At 72.8% G+C, this 14,397-nt stretch carries 14 protein-coding genes; 6 read left to right on the top strand and 8 right to left on the bottom strand.

Annotation, left to right across the window (positions count from 1 at the left end):
• Window positions 1–126 precede the first annotated feature (126 nt).
• The 4 genes from pepN to ACZ66S_RS29020 all read right to left on the bottom strand — a co-directional run bounded on the left by pepN (window position 127) and on the right by ACZ66S_RS29020 (window position 4,780).
• Entirely contained in the window at window positions 127–2,613 is a 2,487-nt protein-coding gene (gene pepN / locus ACZ66S_RS29035; protein ID WP_469904496.1) for an aminopeptidase N, read from the bottom strand.
• 56 nt (window positions 2,614–2,669) lie between these two features.
• Complete coding sequence (locus tag ACZ66S_RS29030) at window positions 2,670–3,239, bottom strand: response regulator (protein ID WP_469904495.1); 570 nt, start codon at window positions 3,237–3,239, stop codon at window positions 2,670–2,672.
• A 138-nt stretch (window positions 3,240–3,377) separates the two neighbouring features.
• Window positions 3,378–3,728 carry a chorismate mutase gene (locus ACZ66S_RS29025; protein ID WP_469904494.1) on the bottom strand — a complete coding sequence of 117 codons (351 nt, stop codon included), beginning with the start codon at window positions 3,726–3,728 and terminating at the stop codon, window positions 3,378–3,380.
• Window positions 3,729–3,907: 179 nt separating this feature from the next.
• A complete protein-coding gene (locus ACZ66S_RS29020) occupies window positions 3,908–4,780 on the bottom strand; it encodes a helix-turn-helix domain-containing protein (RefSeq protein WP_469904493.1) in 873 nt (290 codons plus the stop codon).
• Between the two features lie 84 nt (window positions 4,781–4,864).
• Between ACZ66S_RS29020 and ACZ66S_RS29015 the strand changes: the two genes are divergently transcribed.
• Both ACZ66S_RS29015 and ACZ66S_RS29010 read left to right on the top strand, forming a co-directional pair.
• Window positions 4,865–6,634, top strand: a complete 1,770-nt coding sequence (locus ACZ66S_RS29015; protein ID WP_469904492.1) for a glycoside hydrolase family 35 protein — start codon at window positions 4,865–4,867, stop codon at window positions 6,632–6,634.
• A gap of 37 nt (window positions 6,635–6,671) precedes the next feature.
• Entirely contained in the window at window positions 6,672–7,553 is an 882-nt protein-coding gene (locus ACZ66S_RS29010) for a hypothetical protein (RefSeq protein ID WP_469904491.1), read from the top strand.
• Window positions 7,554–7,562: 9 nt separating this feature from the next.
• Here ACZ66S_RS29010 and ACZ66S_RS29005 read toward each other — a convergent pair whose 3' ends face one another.
• Both ACZ66S_RS29005 and ACZ66S_RS29000 read right to left on the bottom strand, forming a co-directional pair.
• Window positions 7,563–8,468 (bottom strand): SDR family oxidoreductase, encoded by a 906-nt coding sequence (locus ACZ66S_RS29005; protein WP_469904490.1) that lies wholly within the window; start codon window positions 8,466–8,468, stop codon window positions 7,563–7,565.
• Between the two features lies 1 nt (window position 8,469).
• Window positions 8,470–9,210: an SDR family oxidoreductase gene (locus ACZ66S_RS29000; protein ID WP_469904489.1), complete on the bottom strand. Its 741-nt coding sequence runs from the start codon at window positions 9,208–9,210 to the stop codon at window positions 8,470–8,472.
• Window positions 9,211–9,264: 54 nt separating this feature from the next.
• Here ACZ66S_RS29000 and ACZ66S_RS28995 point away from each other — a divergent pair, with 54 nt between their 5' ends.
• From ACZ66S_RS28995 to ACZ66S_RS28980, 4 genes are read left to right on the top strand one after another with little or no spacing between them, the layout of a single operon-like run.
• Window positions 9,265–10,008, top strand: coding sequence for an enoyl-CoA hydratase family protein (locus ACZ66S_RS28995; RefSeq protein ID WP_469904488.1), 744 nt, complete (start codon window positions 9,265–9,267; stop codon window positions 10,006–10,008).
• Window positions 10,005–10,808 carry a CoA transferase subunit A gene (locus ACZ66S_RS28990; RefSeq protein ID WP_469904487.1) on the top strand — a complete coding sequence of 268 codons (804 nt, stop codon included), beginning with the start codon at window positions 10,005–10,007 and terminating at the stop codon, window positions 10,806–10,808. Before ACZ66S_RS28995 ends, ACZ66S_RS28990 begins: the two co-directional genes overlap by 4 nt.
• Window positions 10,805–11,521: a CoA-transferase subunit beta gene (locus ACZ66S_RS28985; protein WP_469904486.1), complete on the top strand. Its 717-nt coding sequence runs from the start codon at window positions 10,805–10,807 to the stop codon at window positions 11,519–11,521. Before ACZ66S_RS28990 ends, ACZ66S_RS28985 begins: the two co-directional genes overlap by 4 nt.
• Entirely contained in the window at window positions 11,521–12,570 is a 1,050-nt protein-coding gene (locus ACZ66S_RS28980) for an NAD(P)H-dependent flavin oxidoreductase (RefSeq protein ID WP_469904485.1), read from the top strand. Before ACZ66S_RS28985 ends, ACZ66S_RS28980 begins: the two co-directional genes overlap by 1 nt.
• A gap of 23 nt (window positions 12,571–12,593) precedes the next feature.
• On the opposite strand, the gene ACZ66S_RS28975 is transcribed toward ACZ66S_RS28980, so the two are convergent.
• Window positions 12,594–13,751, bottom strand: coding sequence for an acetyl-CoA C-acetyltransferase (locus ACZ66S_RS28975; protein WP_469904484.1), 1,158 nt, complete (start codon window positions 13,749–13,751; stop codon window positions 12,594–12,596).
• A 17-nt stretch (window positions 13,752–13,768) separates the two neighbouring features.
• Window positions 13,769–14,389: a TetR/AcrR family transcriptional regulator gene (locus tag ACZ66S_RS28970; RefSeq protein WP_469904483.1), complete on the bottom strand. Its 621-nt coding sequence runs from the start codon at window positions 14,387–14,389 to the stop codon at window positions 13,769–13,771.
• Window positions 14,390–14,397 lie beyond the last annotated feature (8 nt).

Genomic DNA, 14,397 nt, shown 5'->3' with positions numbered 1-14,397 from the left:
CGACCTCCGGGGGCGCTGGGGACTTCCAGCTTGGACGCGGTTGCCTGGGCGCGCCCGGAGAGTTCAACGATCCTGACCCGAAAGGGGGTACTGCCGTACGGGGAAAATCCGCTCTACAGGCCCGCTCTACCGGCCCCGCACGCGCAGGGCCCGTGCCAGGTCGTCGAGTTGGTCGACCAGTTTGCGGCGCAGGGCGGGGATGGGGTCGGCGTCGCGCAGGCAGGCCTCGCCGAGGTGCAGGTTGTCCTCGTCGACGGCGTGGTCGGGGAAGGCCCAGCGGCCGGCCGCGTCGGCGATGGCGGGGCCCCGGCGGGCGGCGAGGGCGACGGCGTCCTCGTAGTAGCGGGGTACGTACTGCCGTACGAGGTCGGCCTGTTCGGGCTGCCAGAAGCCTCGGGCGGTGGCGGTGAACAGGTAGTTGGAGAGGTCGTCGCGGCTGAACATCGCCTCCCAGGCCTGTGCCTTGGCCTCCTCGGTGGGCAGGGCGGCGCGGCAGCGGGCGGCGCCTTCCTGGCCGGTGGCGGAGGGGTCGCGGGCCAGTTCGGCGGCGATGGCGCTCTCGTCGGTGGCGCCGAGGGCGGCGAGGCGGGCGAGGACGCGCCAGCGCAGTTCGGGGTCGAGTTCGGGGCCGCCGGGGACGGTGCCGTCGGCGAGCCAGGCGGCGATGGTGTCGGGGTGGGCGGCGACGTCGATGCAGTGGCGGACGGCGATCAGGCGCAGGCCGGGGTTGTCGCCGTCCTCGGTGCGGCGGATGAGGTCGCGGCACAGGGAGGAGAGGGTGGTGAGGGCGGCGGGGCGCTGCTCGGGGGTGACGTAGCGGTCGGCGACGTAGGTGGAGGCGAAGGCGAGGACGCCCTGGACGAGGGCGAGGTCGGTCTCGTGCGGGAGGTGGGTGCGGGCCGTGTCCAGGTAGGCGGTGGGCGGGAGTTCGCCGTCGCGGACCGCGTCGCGCAGGGCGTTCCAGACGACGGCGCGGGTCAGGGGCGAGGGCAGGCCGGACAGGCACTCGGTGACGGCCTTGAAGGAGTCGGTGTCGAAGCGGACCTTGGCGTAGCTGAGGTCGCCGTCGTTGAGGAGCAGGAGGGTGGGGCGCTTGCCGATGGGCTGCGGGGTGTGCTGCGGGACGTCGAGGTCGAGGCGGTCGCGCAGGACGAGGTGGCGGCCCTCGTCGGTGACGTCCTGGTCGTAGAGGCCGACGGCGATGCGGTGCGGGCGGCTGCCCTCGTGCTCGACCTGGAGGGTGTAGGTGCCTTCCTCGCCGCGGGTGACGGTGGGCCTGAGGGTGTCGACGCCGGTGGTGCGCAGCCAGGCGTCGGCCCAGGCGTGGACGTCGCGTTCGGTGGCGGAGGCGAGGGAGTCGATGAAGTCGGCGAGGGCGGCGTTGGCGAACTTGTGGCGGGCGAAGTGGGTGTTGATGCCGGCGAGGAAGTCCTTCTCGCCGAGCCAGGTCACCAACTGCCGCAGGGCGGAGGCGCCCTTGGCGTAGGAGATGCCGTCGAAGTTGAGGAGGGCTGCGGCGGTGTCGTCGACGGCGTCGGGGGCGACGGGGTGGGTGGAGGGGCGCTGGTCCGCGTCGTAGCCCCAGCCCTTGCGGACGACGCCGAAGTCGACCCAGGTGTCGGTGAAGCGGGTGGCCTCGGTGAGGGTCTGGTAGCCCATGTACTCGGCGAAGGACTCGTTCAGCCAGATGTCGTCCCACCAGCGCAGGGTGACGAGGTCGCCGAACCACATGTGGGCCATCTCGTGGGCGATGACCATGGCGCGGGTCTGGCGCTCGGTGTCGGTGACGGCGGAGCGGTAGACGAACTCGTCGCGGAAGGTGACGAGGCCGGGGTTCTCCATGGCGCCGGCGTTGAACTCGGGGACGAACGCCTGGTCGTAGGAGTCGAAGGGGTAGGGCTCCTCGAACTTCTCGTGGTAGCGGTCGTAGCACTGCTTGGTGATCTCGAAGATCTCGTCGGCGTCCGGGTCCAGGTAGGGCGCGAGGGAGCGGCGGCAGTGGATGCCGAAGGGCAGGCCGCGGTGTTCGGTGCGCACGGAGTGCCAGGGGCCGGCGGCGACGGCGACGAGGTAGGTGGAGATCAGAGGGGTGGTGGCGGCCTGCCAGTGGCCGTCGCCGAGGTTGCTGGTGATGCCGTTGGCGAGGACGGACCAGTTCTCGGGGGCCGTCACGGACAGGTCGAAGACGGCCTTCAGGTCGGGCTGGTCGAAGGCGGCGAAGACGCGCTGCACGTCGTCCAGGAAGAGCTGGGTGTAGACGTAGGTCTCGCCGTCGGTGGGGTCGGTGAAGCGGTGCATGCCCTCGCCGGTGCGGGAGTACCGCATGACGGCGTCGATGCGCAGTTCGTGCTCGCCGGCGGTCAGCCCGGTGAGGGGCAGCCGGTTGTCCTCGAGGGTCTCCGGGTCGAGGGGGTGGCCGTCGAGGGTGGCCTCCCGCAGTTCGGCCGGCTTGAGCTCGACAAAGGTGTCCGCCTGCGTGCGCGCGGTGAACCGGATGACCGTCCGGGACGCGAAGGTCTCGTCACCGGTGGTGAGGTCGAGCGCGATGGTGTAGCGGTGAACGTCGAGGAGCTTGGCACGGGTCTGCGCTTCGTCGCGCGTCAGTACGGACATGCAGGACATGCTGCCTGATGGCACGGGCAACTCACAGAGGCGGATCGGTACACGCCTTATGTCCGGTCCTGTTCGAGCTCCCCGGTGTGCGCCCCGTTGCCGCGCTGCACCGGTACCCGGGCGTCGGGGTGGGGCAGGGCCAGGTGGGCGGCGGGTTCCTCGTCCTCGTCGTGGCCCTTGTCCTCGGTGTGGTCCTTGACGAGGGCGCGTAACTCGCGGACCTCGTGTTCGAGGGCGAGGTGGCGGCGGTGGGCGTCGAAGAGGTAGCGGACCTTGGTGCGCAGGGCCCAGGGGTCGATGGGTTTCATCACGAGGTCGGCGACGCCGAGGCCGAAGGCGGCGGAGGTGAGTTCGTGGTCGGGGCCGAAGCCGGTGACCAGGACGACGGGGATGTGCTGGGTCTGCTCCAGGCGCCGCATGTAGCGGACCACGTCGAGTCCGCTGACGCCGGGCATCCGCACGTCGAGGAGCAGGAGGCCGACCTGGCCCCGGAGCACCTGCTTGAGGGCCTCGTCACCGCTGGTGGCGCGGCCGAGCCGGTAGCCCAGCGGGGCGAGGGCGCTCTCCAGGGCGTAGAGCGTGTCCTCGTGGTCGTCGACGATGAGGATCTTGGCATCCGAAGGCATGGCCCGACGTCCCTCCCTCGCGGACAGCCAGCCTACGCCCGTGCGCTGACACGGAGTGCTCGCGGGCTGACGAGGAGTGCACAGCGCAGCATGCCGGGTGCGGGCGCCCGTGTCACCTCCCCGGGGTCGCGGGCGGGCTCAATCGGCCAGGGGCGCGGGGTCGTTGACGGTGTCCTCGGCGATGCGCTCGTGGTGCCGGATCACCTCGGCGATGATGAAGTTCAGGAACTTCTCGGCGAAGGCCGGGTCGAGTTTGGCGTTCTCGGCGAGGGTGCGCAGCCGTTCGATCTGGCGGGCCTCGCGGGCCGGGTCGGCGGGCGGCAACTGGTGGCGGGCCTTGAGGTGGCCGACCTGCTGGGTGGCCTTGAAGCGCTCGGCGAGCATGTGGACGACGGCCGCGTCGATGTTGTCGATGCTGTCCCGCAGCCGGTTGAGCTCTTCGCGGACGGCGGGGTCGACGTCACCGGATCCGGTGTTGCTGGTGGTCATGGGCGACAACCCTAGACGGACGGCCCAGCACCCCGGGCCCCGGACCTGCGACCGACGCCGCCGTACCCGACTGGTCAGCCCCTTTCCCGTGGCCGGCACGCCCCTTGGCCGACGCCTCCGTGGCCGACACCCCCGCGTCCAGCGCCCCCTTGCCCGACACCCTCCGCCTCCCCCCCTCCTCAGATCCGCGGTGGATCGTCCGGGTCCGGTACCTGGTTGCTCCAGCCGCCCGGTACGGTCCGGCTCTCCTGGGCGCGGAAGCGGACGGGGGCCATGCCGACGCGGCGGGTGAAGAGGCGGGAGAAGTAGGCGGGGTCGTCGTAGCCGACGCGGCGGGCGACGGAGGCGACGGGGAGTTCGGTGGCGGCGAGCAGTTCCTTGGCGCGGCCGAGGCGGATGCCGAGGAGGTAGTCCTTGGGGCTGCACCCGGCGCCGCGGCGGACGGCGGTGCGCAGTTCGGCGAGGGTCATGCCGTGCCGGGCGGCGTGGTCGGCGACCGACATGGGTGTGCAGGCGTCGCGGGCGAGGGCCTTGAGGACGGGGTCGCCGTCGGGGGCGAGGTCGGCGCGGGCGCGGCGCAGGGCGACCAGCAGTTCGTGGACGGCGGCGCCGGTCTCGACCTCCAGGAGGGGGTTGTCGCGGCGGGCGGCGCGGGCGATGCGGGCGATCACCGCGCGCGGGCCGGTGGCGTCGGACAGGGGCACGACGGGGCGGTCGGGTTCGATGTAGCCGAGTTCGGTGTAGGTGGCGGTGGCGGGCCCGGTGAAGCCGACGAACCCCTCGTCCCAGCCGTTCTCCGGGTCGGGCGCGTAGTGGTGGGGGATGCCGGGGGTGAGCCACAGCAGGCAGGGCGCGGTGACCGTCGTACGGCGGCCGTCGGGGGTCTCGTACCAGCCGGTGCCGGTGCTGATGACGACGGCGACGTGGCTGTCGAGGATGCGGGGACCGACGGTGGGCAGCGCGCCGTACTGGAGTCCGACTCCCAGGCAGACCAGGCCCAGGCGGTGGTGGACGGGGCTGGGGCTGAGGAATCGCATCCAGGTGTGGTACATCGCGCTCCTTGCATGCGCTTCGGTCCAAGCAGCGCCGATCTTTGTCCATGGACGTGATCGCCGCCAGTGGTGAGGGTGGAGCCTATGAGCGAGTTCACGGTGGGTGAAACCGATTTCCTGCTGGACGGACGGCCGGTGCGGCTGCTGTCCGGTGCGCTGCACTACTTCCGGGTGCACGAGGCGGCGTGGGGGCACCGGCTGGCGATGCTGCGGGCGATGGGCCTCAACTGCGTGGAGACGTACGTGCCGTGGAACCTGCACGAGCCGCACCCGGGTGACGTCCGGGACGTGGAGGCGCTGGGCCGGTTCCTGGACGCGGCCCAAGAGGCGGGGCTGTGGGCGATCGTGCGCCCCGGCCCCTACATCTGCGCGGAGTGGGAGAACGGCGGGCTGCCGCACTGGCTGGAGGGGCACGCGCGCACGAGCGACGAGCGGTACCTCGCGCAGGTCGGGCGCTGGTTCAGGCGGCTGCTGCCGCAGGTCGTGGAGCGGCAGGTCGACCGCGGCGGCCCGGTGGTCATGGTGCAGGCGGAGAACGAGTACGGCAGCTACGGTTCGGACGCCGCCTACCTGCTGCGGCTGACGGAGCTGCTGCGCGCCGAGGGCGTGACCGTCCCGCTGTTCACCTCGGACGGCCCCGAGGACCACATGCTCACCGGCGGCTCGGTCCCCGGTGTCCTCGCCACGGTGAACTTCGGTTCCGACGCCCGCACGGCCTTCGAGGCGGTGCGCCGGTACCGGCCGGACGGCCCGCTGATGTGCATGGAGTTCTGGTGCGGCTGGTTCGAGCACTGGGGCGGCCGGCCCGTCGTGCGGGACGCCGGGGACGCGGCCGCGGCGTTGCGGGAGATCCTGGAGTGCGGTGCCTCGGTGAACCTGTACATGGCGCACGGGGGCACGAACTTCGCGGGCTGGGCGGGCGCCAACCGGGGCGGGGGCGCGCTGCACGACGGTCCGCTGGAGCCGGACGTGACGTCGTACGACTACGACGCGCCGGTCGACGAGTACGGCAGGCCGACGGAGAAGTTCTGGCGTTTCCGCGAGGTGCTGTCCGAGTACGGCCCGGTCGCGGACCTGCCGCCCGCGCCGGAGGTGCTCGGTGCCGTCAGAGATGTGGAGCTGACCGAGTGGGCCTCGCTGTCCGCCGTGCTGGAGGAGCGCGGCGGTCCGCCCCACGAGGGTCCCGTGCCGCCGACCTTCGAGGAGCTGGACGTCGACCGAGGGCTGGTGCGGTACGAGGTGACCGTGCCGGGGCCGCGGCAGCCGTACCCGCTGATCGCGCGCGGGCTCAGGGACCTGGCGGTGGTGTACGTCGACGGGAAGCGGGCCGGGGTGCTCACCGAGGAGGACGTGCAGCTCAAGGAGCCGGTCGCGGGGCACGCGCGCGTGGAGCTGTGGGTGGAGTCGCTGGGGCGGGTCAACTACGGGCCGCGGAGCGGGGAGGCCAAGGGGATCACCGGGGGGCTGCTGCACGAGCGGCAGTTCCTGCACGGGGTGCGGGCGCGGGGGCTGCGCCTCGACGCGCTGGACTCGGTGACGGGGATCGGCTTCGGCGCGGTCCCCGGGGACGGCTCGCCGGGCCTGTACCGGGGTGCGGTGGAGGTGCGGGGCGCCGGGGACGCGGTCCTGGAGCTGCCGGGCCTGACCCGGGGGTTCGTGTGGGTCAACGGCTTCGGTCTCGGCCGGTACTGGTCCGCGGGCCCGCAGCGCACGCTGTACGTGCCCGGTCCCGTGCTGCGGGAGGGCCGCAACGAGGTGTGGGTGCTGGAGCTGGAGGAGGCGCCGGCGCACGGGCCGGCGCTCCGGCTGCGTGCCCCGGATCCGGCCCACGAGAATCCGGCCGCGACCTCGTAGAGTGGAATCGGGTTCAGGGCGTCTTGGGGGTACGGGCGTGACGAACGACGGACCGGTCCAGCACGGCTACCCGCACCTGGAGACGGTGCGGGCCTCGATCAACGCGCTCTACAGGCGGCTCTCCTACGACACCGTCCAGACGTTCGCGACGAGCGTGGCCCCGGTGGACGTGGCGTTCTGCGACACCGACGACCTCCATCTCGGGGCGCAGCGGGTGGCCCGGGAGCTGGTGCGGCACTACCGGCTCCCGGACGCCCGGCTCGTGGTCGGCTTCCGCGAGATGACGCACGCGGCGAACATCGAACTCACCGCGGGCCCCGAGTACTTCGTCGAGCTGAACGACCGGTTCCGCACGCATCGGCGGGACATCGGCGCGGCGCTGGCCCACGAGGTCATGCACGTGTACCTGCACCGGCTGGACCTGTCCTTCCCGGGGGTGCGCGAGAACGAGATCCTCACCGACACGGCGACGACGTACCTGGGCGCGGGCTGGCTGCTGCTGGACGCGTACCGGGAGGACGCGGCGTCCTCGCAGAAGCTGGGGTACCTCACGCCGGAGGAGTTCGGGTACGTGCTGGCGAAGCGGTCGCTGGTGTTCGGGGAGGACCCCTCGGTGTGGTTCACCAGCGCGCAGGCGTACACCGCGTACGAGAAGGGCATGGCGCGGGCCCGGCAGGACTCCGAGCAGCCGCCCCTCACCGCGGCGGGCTGGGCGGGCCGCCGCCGCTACGCGCGGGACCGCCGTCATGCCCCCGGCCCGCAGCCGGGCGTCCCCTACACCTTCACCCCGGACGGCCCGGGCCGGCTGCGGGTCTCCTTCCCGTGTCCCACCTGCCACCAGCGGATCCGGGTGCCGGTGCGGGGGCGGGTACGGGCTCGCTGCGCGTTGTGCAGGACGGTGCTGGAGTGCGACACGTAGGGTGGCGCGTTACGTCCCGTACACCGGTCGGGGTGTCCCGGCCTCCCCCAACAGCTTCCGCGCCGTGTCTCCTGCCTCCGCCGGGGTCCACCTCGCGCCTCTGTCCGCCGTCGGGCCGGGCCGCCAGCCCTCCATCACCGTGATCCGGCCGCCCTCGGCCTCGAAGACCCGGCCGGTCACGCCCGCGCTGGACTGCGAGCCCAGCCAGACGACGAGCGGGGACACGTTCTCCGGGGCCATCGCGTCGAATCCGTCGGCCGGGGCGGCCATGGTGTCGGCGAACGTCCGTTCCGTCATCCTCGTCCGGGCCGCGGGGGCGATCGCGTTGACCTGGACGCCGTAGCGGGCGAGTTCGGCCGCCGCGACCAGGGTGAGGCCGAGGATCCCGGCCTTCGCGGCGCTGTAGTTGCCCTGCCCGACCGAGCCCGACAGGCCGGCGCCGCTGGACGTGTTGACGATCCTGGCCACCGGGGCGCGGCCCGCCCTGGTCTCCGCCCGCCAGTGCGCGGCCGCGTGCTTCAGCGGCAGGAAGTGGCCCTTGAGGTGCACCCGCAGCACCGCGTCCCAGTCCTCCTCGTCGAGGTTGACGAGCATCCGGTCGCGCAGGAAGCCGGCGTTGTTGACCAGGGTGTCGAGCCGGCCGTACGCCTCCAGGGCCGCCCGGACGAGGGAGGCGGCACCGTCGGAGGTCGCGATGTCGCCGCCGTGGGCGACCGCCTCGCCGCCCGCCGCGCGGATCTCCTCGGCGACGAGGTGGGCGGGGCTGTCGGGGTCCGGGGTGCCGTCGAGGCCGACGCCGAGGTCGTTGACGACGACCCGTGCCCCCTCGGCGGCGAAGGCGAGCGCGTGGGCGCGGCCGAGACCGCGGCCGGCGCCGGTGACGACGACGACCCGGCCGTCGCAGATTCCGGTCATCTCACGTCTCCTCGGGGGCGGTTGCGGCGTCCAGGAAGGCGGGGCGCTCGCCGCCGCCGTGCACCGGCAGCGAGGCGCCGCTGATGTAGGCGGCGGCGTCGGAGGCGAGGAAGACGGCTGCCGCGCCCACGTCGGAGGGTTCGGCCAGACGGCCGAGCGGGACCGTGCGGGAGACGGCGGCCACGCCCTCCTCGTCGCCGTAGTGCAGATGCGAGCGCTCGGTGCGCACCATGCCGACGACCAGGGTGTTCACGCGCACGTGGGGCGCCCACTCCACGGCCATCGAGCGGGCGAGGTTCTCCAGGCCCGCCTTGGCCGCCCCGTACGCGGCCGTGCCGGGCGAGGGCCGGCCGCCGCTGACGCTGCCGATCATGACGATCGAGCCCCGGGCCCGCTTGAGGTGGTCGTACGCGGCCAGGGACACCGTCAGCGGGGCGAGGAGGTTCAACTCCACCACACGCGCGTGCCGTTCGGGGCTCGCGTCGGCGAGCAGCCGGTAGGGGGCCCCGCCCGCGTTGTTGACCAGGACGTCCAGGCGCGGCAGGGCGGCGAAGAAGTGCCGTACGGCGTCGCCGTCCCGGACGTCCAGCGCCACGAACCGCCCTGTCGGCGACGGGACTTCGGGCGGTCTGCGCGCGCAGACGACGACGTCCGCCCCCGCCCGTGCGAAGGAGCGGGCGATCCCGGCGCCGACTCCGCGCGTGCCGCCGGTGACGACCACGACCCTCCCGCTCAGCTCCATTCGCCGCTACCCTTCACCTAACAAACGTTTGGTGGAAAGGTAGCTGATGCGGCCATGGGTGTCTCCACCTCGTCCCCGGAAAAGGGCATCGTCCTGGTCGGGGTCGACTTCCCGCCGGTGAACGCCCTTCCGGTGGACGGCTGGTTCGCCCTGGCCGACGCCGTGCGCGCGGCCGGCCGCGATCCGCAGGTCAGGTGTGTGGTGCTGACCGCCGAGGGGCGCGGTTTCAACGCGGGCGTGGACATCAAGGAGATCCAGACCCGCGGCCCGGCCGCCCTCGTCGGCGCCAACCGCGGCTGCTTCGAGGCCTTTTCGGCGGTGTACGACTGCGAGGTGCCCGTGGTGGCGGCCGTGCAGGGGTTCTGCCTGGGCGGCGGCGTCGGCCTGGTGGGCAACGCGGACGTGGTCGTGGCGAGCGAGGACGCCGTCTTCGGCCTGCCCGAACTGGACCGCGGGGCCCTCGGCGCGGCCACCCACCTGGCCCGGCTGGTCCCCCAGCACCTCATGCGCGCCCTGTACTTCACCTCCCGCACGGTCACCGCCGCCGAACTGCGGCAGCACGGCTCGGTGTGGAAGGTCGTCCCGCGGGACGAACTCGCCGCGACGGCCCTGGAGTCGGCCCGCGAGATCGCCGCCAAGGACGGCGAACTGCTGCGCCTCGCCAAGGCCGCCATCAACGGCATCGACCCGGTCGACGTCCGCCGCAGCTACCGCCACGAACAGGGCTTCACCTACGAGGCGAGCGTCAGCGGGGTCGCCGACCGGGTCCGTGACACGTTCGGCAGGGAGGCCGAGTGAGCGACAAGACCATGACGGCCGACGAGGTCGTCTCCCGGCTGCGCAGCGGCATGACCCTCGGCATCGGCGGCTGGGGCTCGCGCCGCAAGCCGATGGCGCTGGTGCGCGCGGTGCTGCGCTCGGACCTCACCGACCTGACGATCGTCTCGTACGGCGGCCCGGACGTCGGCATGCTCGCCGCCGCCGGGCGCATCCGCAGGCTCGTCACCGCCTTCGTCACCCTCGACTCGATCCCGCTGGAACCCCATTACCGGGCGGCCCGCGAGGCCGGTGCGTTCGAACTGACGGAGATCGACGAGGCGATGTTCATGTGGGGCCTGCACGCGGCCGCGAACCGGCTGCCGTTCCTGCCGGTGCGGACGGCGATCGGCTCGGACGTCCTGCGGGTCAACCCCGGCCTGCGGACGGTGACCTCGCCCTACGACGACCGGGAGACGTTCGTCGCCGCGCCGGCGCTCCGCACGGACGCCGCCCTGGTGCACATGAACCGCGCCGACCGGCTGGGCAACGGCCAGTGCCTCGGCCCCGACCCCTACTTCGACGACCTGTTCTGCGAGGCGGCCGACACCGCGTACGTCTCCTGCGAACGGATCGTGGACACCGCGGAGTTGACGAAGGACGCGCCGCCGCAGTCACTGCTCGTCAAGCGGCACACGGTGACCGGCGTGGTCGAAGCCCCCGGCGGCGCCCACTTCACCTCCTGCGCACCCGACTACGACCGGGACGAGACCGTCCAGCGGGAGTACGCGACCACGCCCTGGCCGGAGTTCGCCGCACGGTATCTCGGGGGACCTGCATGACCGCGACCCGGAGTGAGTACTGCGTGATCGCCTGCGCCGAGGCATGGCGGGACGCGGGGGAGATCCTGGCCAGCCCGATGGGCCTGATCCCCTCGGTCGGCGCCCGGCTCGCCCGCCTCACCTTCTCCCCCGACCTGCTGCTCACCGACGGCGAGGCCCTGCTGGTCCGCCCGGACGGCACACCCGAGGGCTGGCTGCCCTACCGGCAGCACCTCGCCCTGGTCACCGGCGGGCGGCGGCACGTGATGATGGGCGCGAGCCAGCTCGACCGGTACGGCAACCAGAACATCTCCTGCATCGGCGACTGGTCGAGACCGGCACGCCAACTGCTCGGGGTGCGCGGCGCCCCGGTCAACACCCTGAACAACCCGACCAGTTACTGGGTGCCCAGGCACTCCCGCCGGGTGTTCGTCGAGAAGGTCGACATGGTGTGCGGAGTGGGGTACGACCGTGCCGCCGGGGCGCGTTTCCACCGCATCCCGCGCGTCGTCTCCGACCTGGGTGTCTTCGACTTCGCGGGCCCGGACCGCTCGATGCGGCTGGCCTCGCTGCATCCGGGGGTCACCGTGGCACAGGTGCGGGAGGCCACCGGTTTTGAACTGGCGGTCCCTGACGAGGTGCCGTACACCCGCGAACCGACCGCCGGTGAACTGGAGTTGATCCGCGAGGTGCTCGACCCGCACGACACCCGGTCCCGGGAGGTGGCCGGCTGATGGAGACCGCGCTCACCCGGCTGACCGGGGTCCGCCGTCCGATCGTGCAGACCGGGATGGGATGGGTGGCGGGACCCCGCCTGGTCTCCGCCGCGGCGAACGCGGGCGCGCTCGGCGTCCTGGCCTCCGCGACCATGACCCTCGACCAGCTCCGGGACGCCGTGCGGGAGGTGAGGTCCCGTACCGACGCGCCCTTCGGGGTCAACCTGCGGGCCGACGCGGCGGACGCCGGGGACCGGGTGCGGGTGATCATCGACGAGGGCGTGCGGGTGGCGTCGTTCGCCCTGGCGCCCTCGGCCGAGCTGATCGGCACGCTCAAGGAGGCGGGGGTGGTCGTCGTCCCCTCCGTGGGGGCCCGGCGGCACGCCGAGAAGGTCGCGGCCTGGGGCGCCGACGCGGTGATCGTGCAGGGCGGGGAGGGTGGCGGGCACACCGGGGAGGTGGCGACGACGGTGCTGCTGCCGCAGGTGGTGGACGCGGTCGACATCCCGGTCGTGGCGGCGGGCGGCTTCTTCGACGGGCGGGGCCTGGTCGCGGCACTGGCGTACGGGGCGGCGGGCGTCGCCATGGGCACGCGGTTCCTGCTCACCTCGGACTCGACGGTGCCGGACGCGGTGAAGGCCCGCTATCTCGCGGCGACGGTCCGGGACGTGACGGTGACCCGGGCGGTCGACGGCCTTCCGCACCGCATGCTCCGCACCGACCTGGTGGACGCCCTGGAACGGGCGGGGCGGGCGCGCGCCCTGCTGCGGGCCGCCCGGCACGCCGCCGCCTTCCGCCGCCTGTCCGGTCTGACCTGGCGCCGGCTCCTGCACGACGGCCGCGCGATGCGCCACGGCAAGGACCTCACCTGGAGCCAGGTGCTGCTCGCCGCCAACACCCCCATGCTGCTCAGGGCGGCGATGGTGGACGGCCGTACGGATCTCGGCGTGATGGCCTCCGGGCAGGTCGCCGGGGTCATCGACGACCTGCCGTCGTGCACGGAGCTGGTGGAACGGATCATGAGGGAGGCGGAGGAGGTCCTGGCGAGCCTCAAAGCCTCTCAGTGACCGTCACTTCGCCTGCCCCGTCGTCACAGCCTCTCGATGACCGTCACGTTCGCCTGTCCCCCGCCCTCGCACATGGTCTGGAGGCCGAACCGGCCGCCCGTGCGCTCCAGTTCGTGCAGCAGGGTCGTCATCAGGCGCACGCCCGTCGCGCCCAGGGGATGGCCGAGGGCGATCGCGCCGCCGTTGACGTTGACCTTGTCCGGGTCGGCTCCCGTCTCCTTCAGCCAGGCCAGCACCACCGGCGCGAAGGCCTCGTTGATCTCGACTAGGTCGATGTCGCCGATGGTGAGGCCGGTCTTCTTCAGGGCGTGCGCGGTGGCCGGGATGGGAGCCGTGAGCATGCGGATGGGGTCCTCGCCGCGCACCGAGAGGTGGTGCACGCGGGCGCGGGGGGTCAGCCCGTGTTCGCGCACCGCCCGCTCCGAGGCCAGCAGCATGGCCGCCGCCCCGTCGGAGACCTGCGAGGAACAGGCCGCGGTGATGGTGCCGCCCTCGATCACCGGCTTCAGCCCGGCCATCTTCTCCAGGGAGGTGTCCCGGCGCGGGCCCTCGTCGACCGCGACCGGGCCGTAGGCCACCGTCTCGCGCTCGAAGCGCCCCTCGTCGATGGCCCGCAACGCCCGCCGGTGGGACCGCAGCGCGAACTCCTCCTGGTCCGCGCGGCTGATCCCCCACTTCCCGGCGATCGTCTCCGCGCCGACGAACTGGTTCACCGCCCGGTCCCCGTACCGCGCCCGCCACCCCTCGCTGCCCGCGAAGGGCCCCTGGGTCAGCCCGAGCGGCTCGGCGGCCTGCCGGGTCGCGAACGCGATCGGGATCATCGACATGTTCTGCACCCCGCCGGCGACCACGAGGTCCTGCGTGCCGGACAGCACGCCCTGCGCGGCGAAGTGCACGGCCTGCTGCGAGGACCCGCACTGCCGGTCCACGGTCACCCCGGGCACCTCCTCGGGCAGCCCGGCCGCCAGCCACGCGGTCCGCGCGATGTCCCCGGCCTGCGGCCCGACCGCGTCGAGGCAGCCGAAGACGACGTCCTCCACGGCGGCGGGGTCGATCCCGGCCCGCTCGACCAGCGACTTGAGCACGTGCGCGCCCAGGTCGGCCGGGTGGACCCCGCTCAGTCCTCCGCCGCGCCGCCCGACGGGCGTACGGACCGCTTCGACGATGTAGGCCTCGGCCATGGCAACTCCCTCATCCGTCAGGGCTGTTCGCGTACGGCGATCCCGTCCAGCACCATCGACAGGTACTGCCGGGCGATCTCCTCCGGGCTGTGCTGTCCGCCGGGCCGGTACCAGGACGCGGCGACCCACACGGTGTCACGCACGAACCGGTAGGTCAGCCGCACGTCGAGGTCGGCCCGGAACACCTCGGCCGCGACCCCGCGCTCCAGCGTGGACAGCCAGGCCTTCTCGAACCTGCGCTGCGAGTCGGCGAGGAACGCGAACCGCTCCTGCGCCACCAGGTGCCTGCTCTCCTTCTGGTAGATCGCGACGGCGGCCCGGTGCCGGTCGATCTCCCGGAACGACTCGGTGACCAGGGCCTCCAGCGTCCCGCGCGGGTCGAGTTCGGCGCTCAGGACGGTGTCGTAGCCGTCCCAGAGCTCGTCGAGGAAGGTCCGCAGGATCTCCTCCAGCATCGATTCCTTGGAGTCGAAGTGGTAGTAGAGGCTGCCCGCGAGCATGCCCGCGTGGTCCGCGATCTTGCGTACGGTCGTGGCGTTGTAGCCCTGTTCGGCGAAGACCTCGGCGGCGGTGTCGAGGAGTTCGCGACGGCGCGCGGGGGCGGCGGCGCTCACCTGGGGCTTCTTCTTGGTCGGCACATCGTCCA

It is taken from the genome of Streptomyces sp. NPDC107471 (assembly GCF_055582845.1).
This window is presented reverse-complemented; position numbering and strand designations above follow the sequence as displayed.

What these genes read in the sequence shown, in the direction of transcription:
- pepN (WP_469904496.1), bottom strand. Translation starts at nt 2,613, where the DNA reads ATGTCCGTACTGACGCGCGACGAAGCGCAGACCCGTGCCAAGCTCCTC.
- ACZ66S_RS29030 (WP_469904495.1), bottom strand. Translation starts at nt 3,239, where the DNA reads ATGCCTTCGGATGCCAAGATCCTCATCGTCGACGACCACGAGGACACG.
- ACZ66S_RS29025 (WP_469904494.1), bottom strand. Translation starts at nt 3,728, where the DNA reads ATGACCACCAGCAACACCGGATCCGGTGACGTCGACCCCGCCGTCCGC.
- ACZ66S_RS29020 (WP_469904493.1), bottom strand. Translation starts at nt 4,780, where the DNA reads ATGTACCACACCTGGATGCGATTCCTCAGCCCCAGCCCCGTCCACCAC.
- ACZ66S_RS29015 (WP_469904492.1), top strand. Translation starts at nt 4,865, where the DNA reads ATGAGCGAGTTCACGGTGGGTGAAACCGATTTCCTGCTGGACGGACGG.
- ACZ66S_RS29005 (WP_469904490.1), bottom strand. Translation starts at nt 8,468, where the DNA reads ATGACCGGAATCTGCGACGGCCGGGTCGTCGTCGTCACCGGCGCCGGC.
- ACZ66S_RS29000 (WP_469904489.1), bottom strand. Translation starts at nt 9,210, where the DNA reads ATGGAGCTGAGCGGGAGGGTCGTGGTCGTCACCGGCGGCACGCGCGGA.
- ACZ66S_RS28995 (WP_469904488.1), top strand. Translation starts at nt 9,265, where the DNA reads ATGGGTGTCTCCACCTCGTCCCCGGAAAAGGGCATCGTCCTGGTCGGG.
- ACZ66S_RS28985 (WP_469904486.1), top strand. Translation starts at nt 10,805, where the DNA reads ATGACCGCGACCCGGAGTGAGTACTGCGTGATCGCCTGCGCCGAGGCA.
- ACZ66S_RS28980 (WP_469904485.1), top strand. Translation starts at nt 11,521, where the DNA reads ATGGAGACCGCGCTCACCCGGCTGACCGGGGTCCGCCGTCCGATCGTG.
- ACZ66S_RS28975 (WP_469904484.1), bottom strand. Translation starts at nt 13,751, where the DNA reads ATGGCCGAGGCCTACATCGTCGAAGCGGTCCGTACGCCCGTCGGGCGG.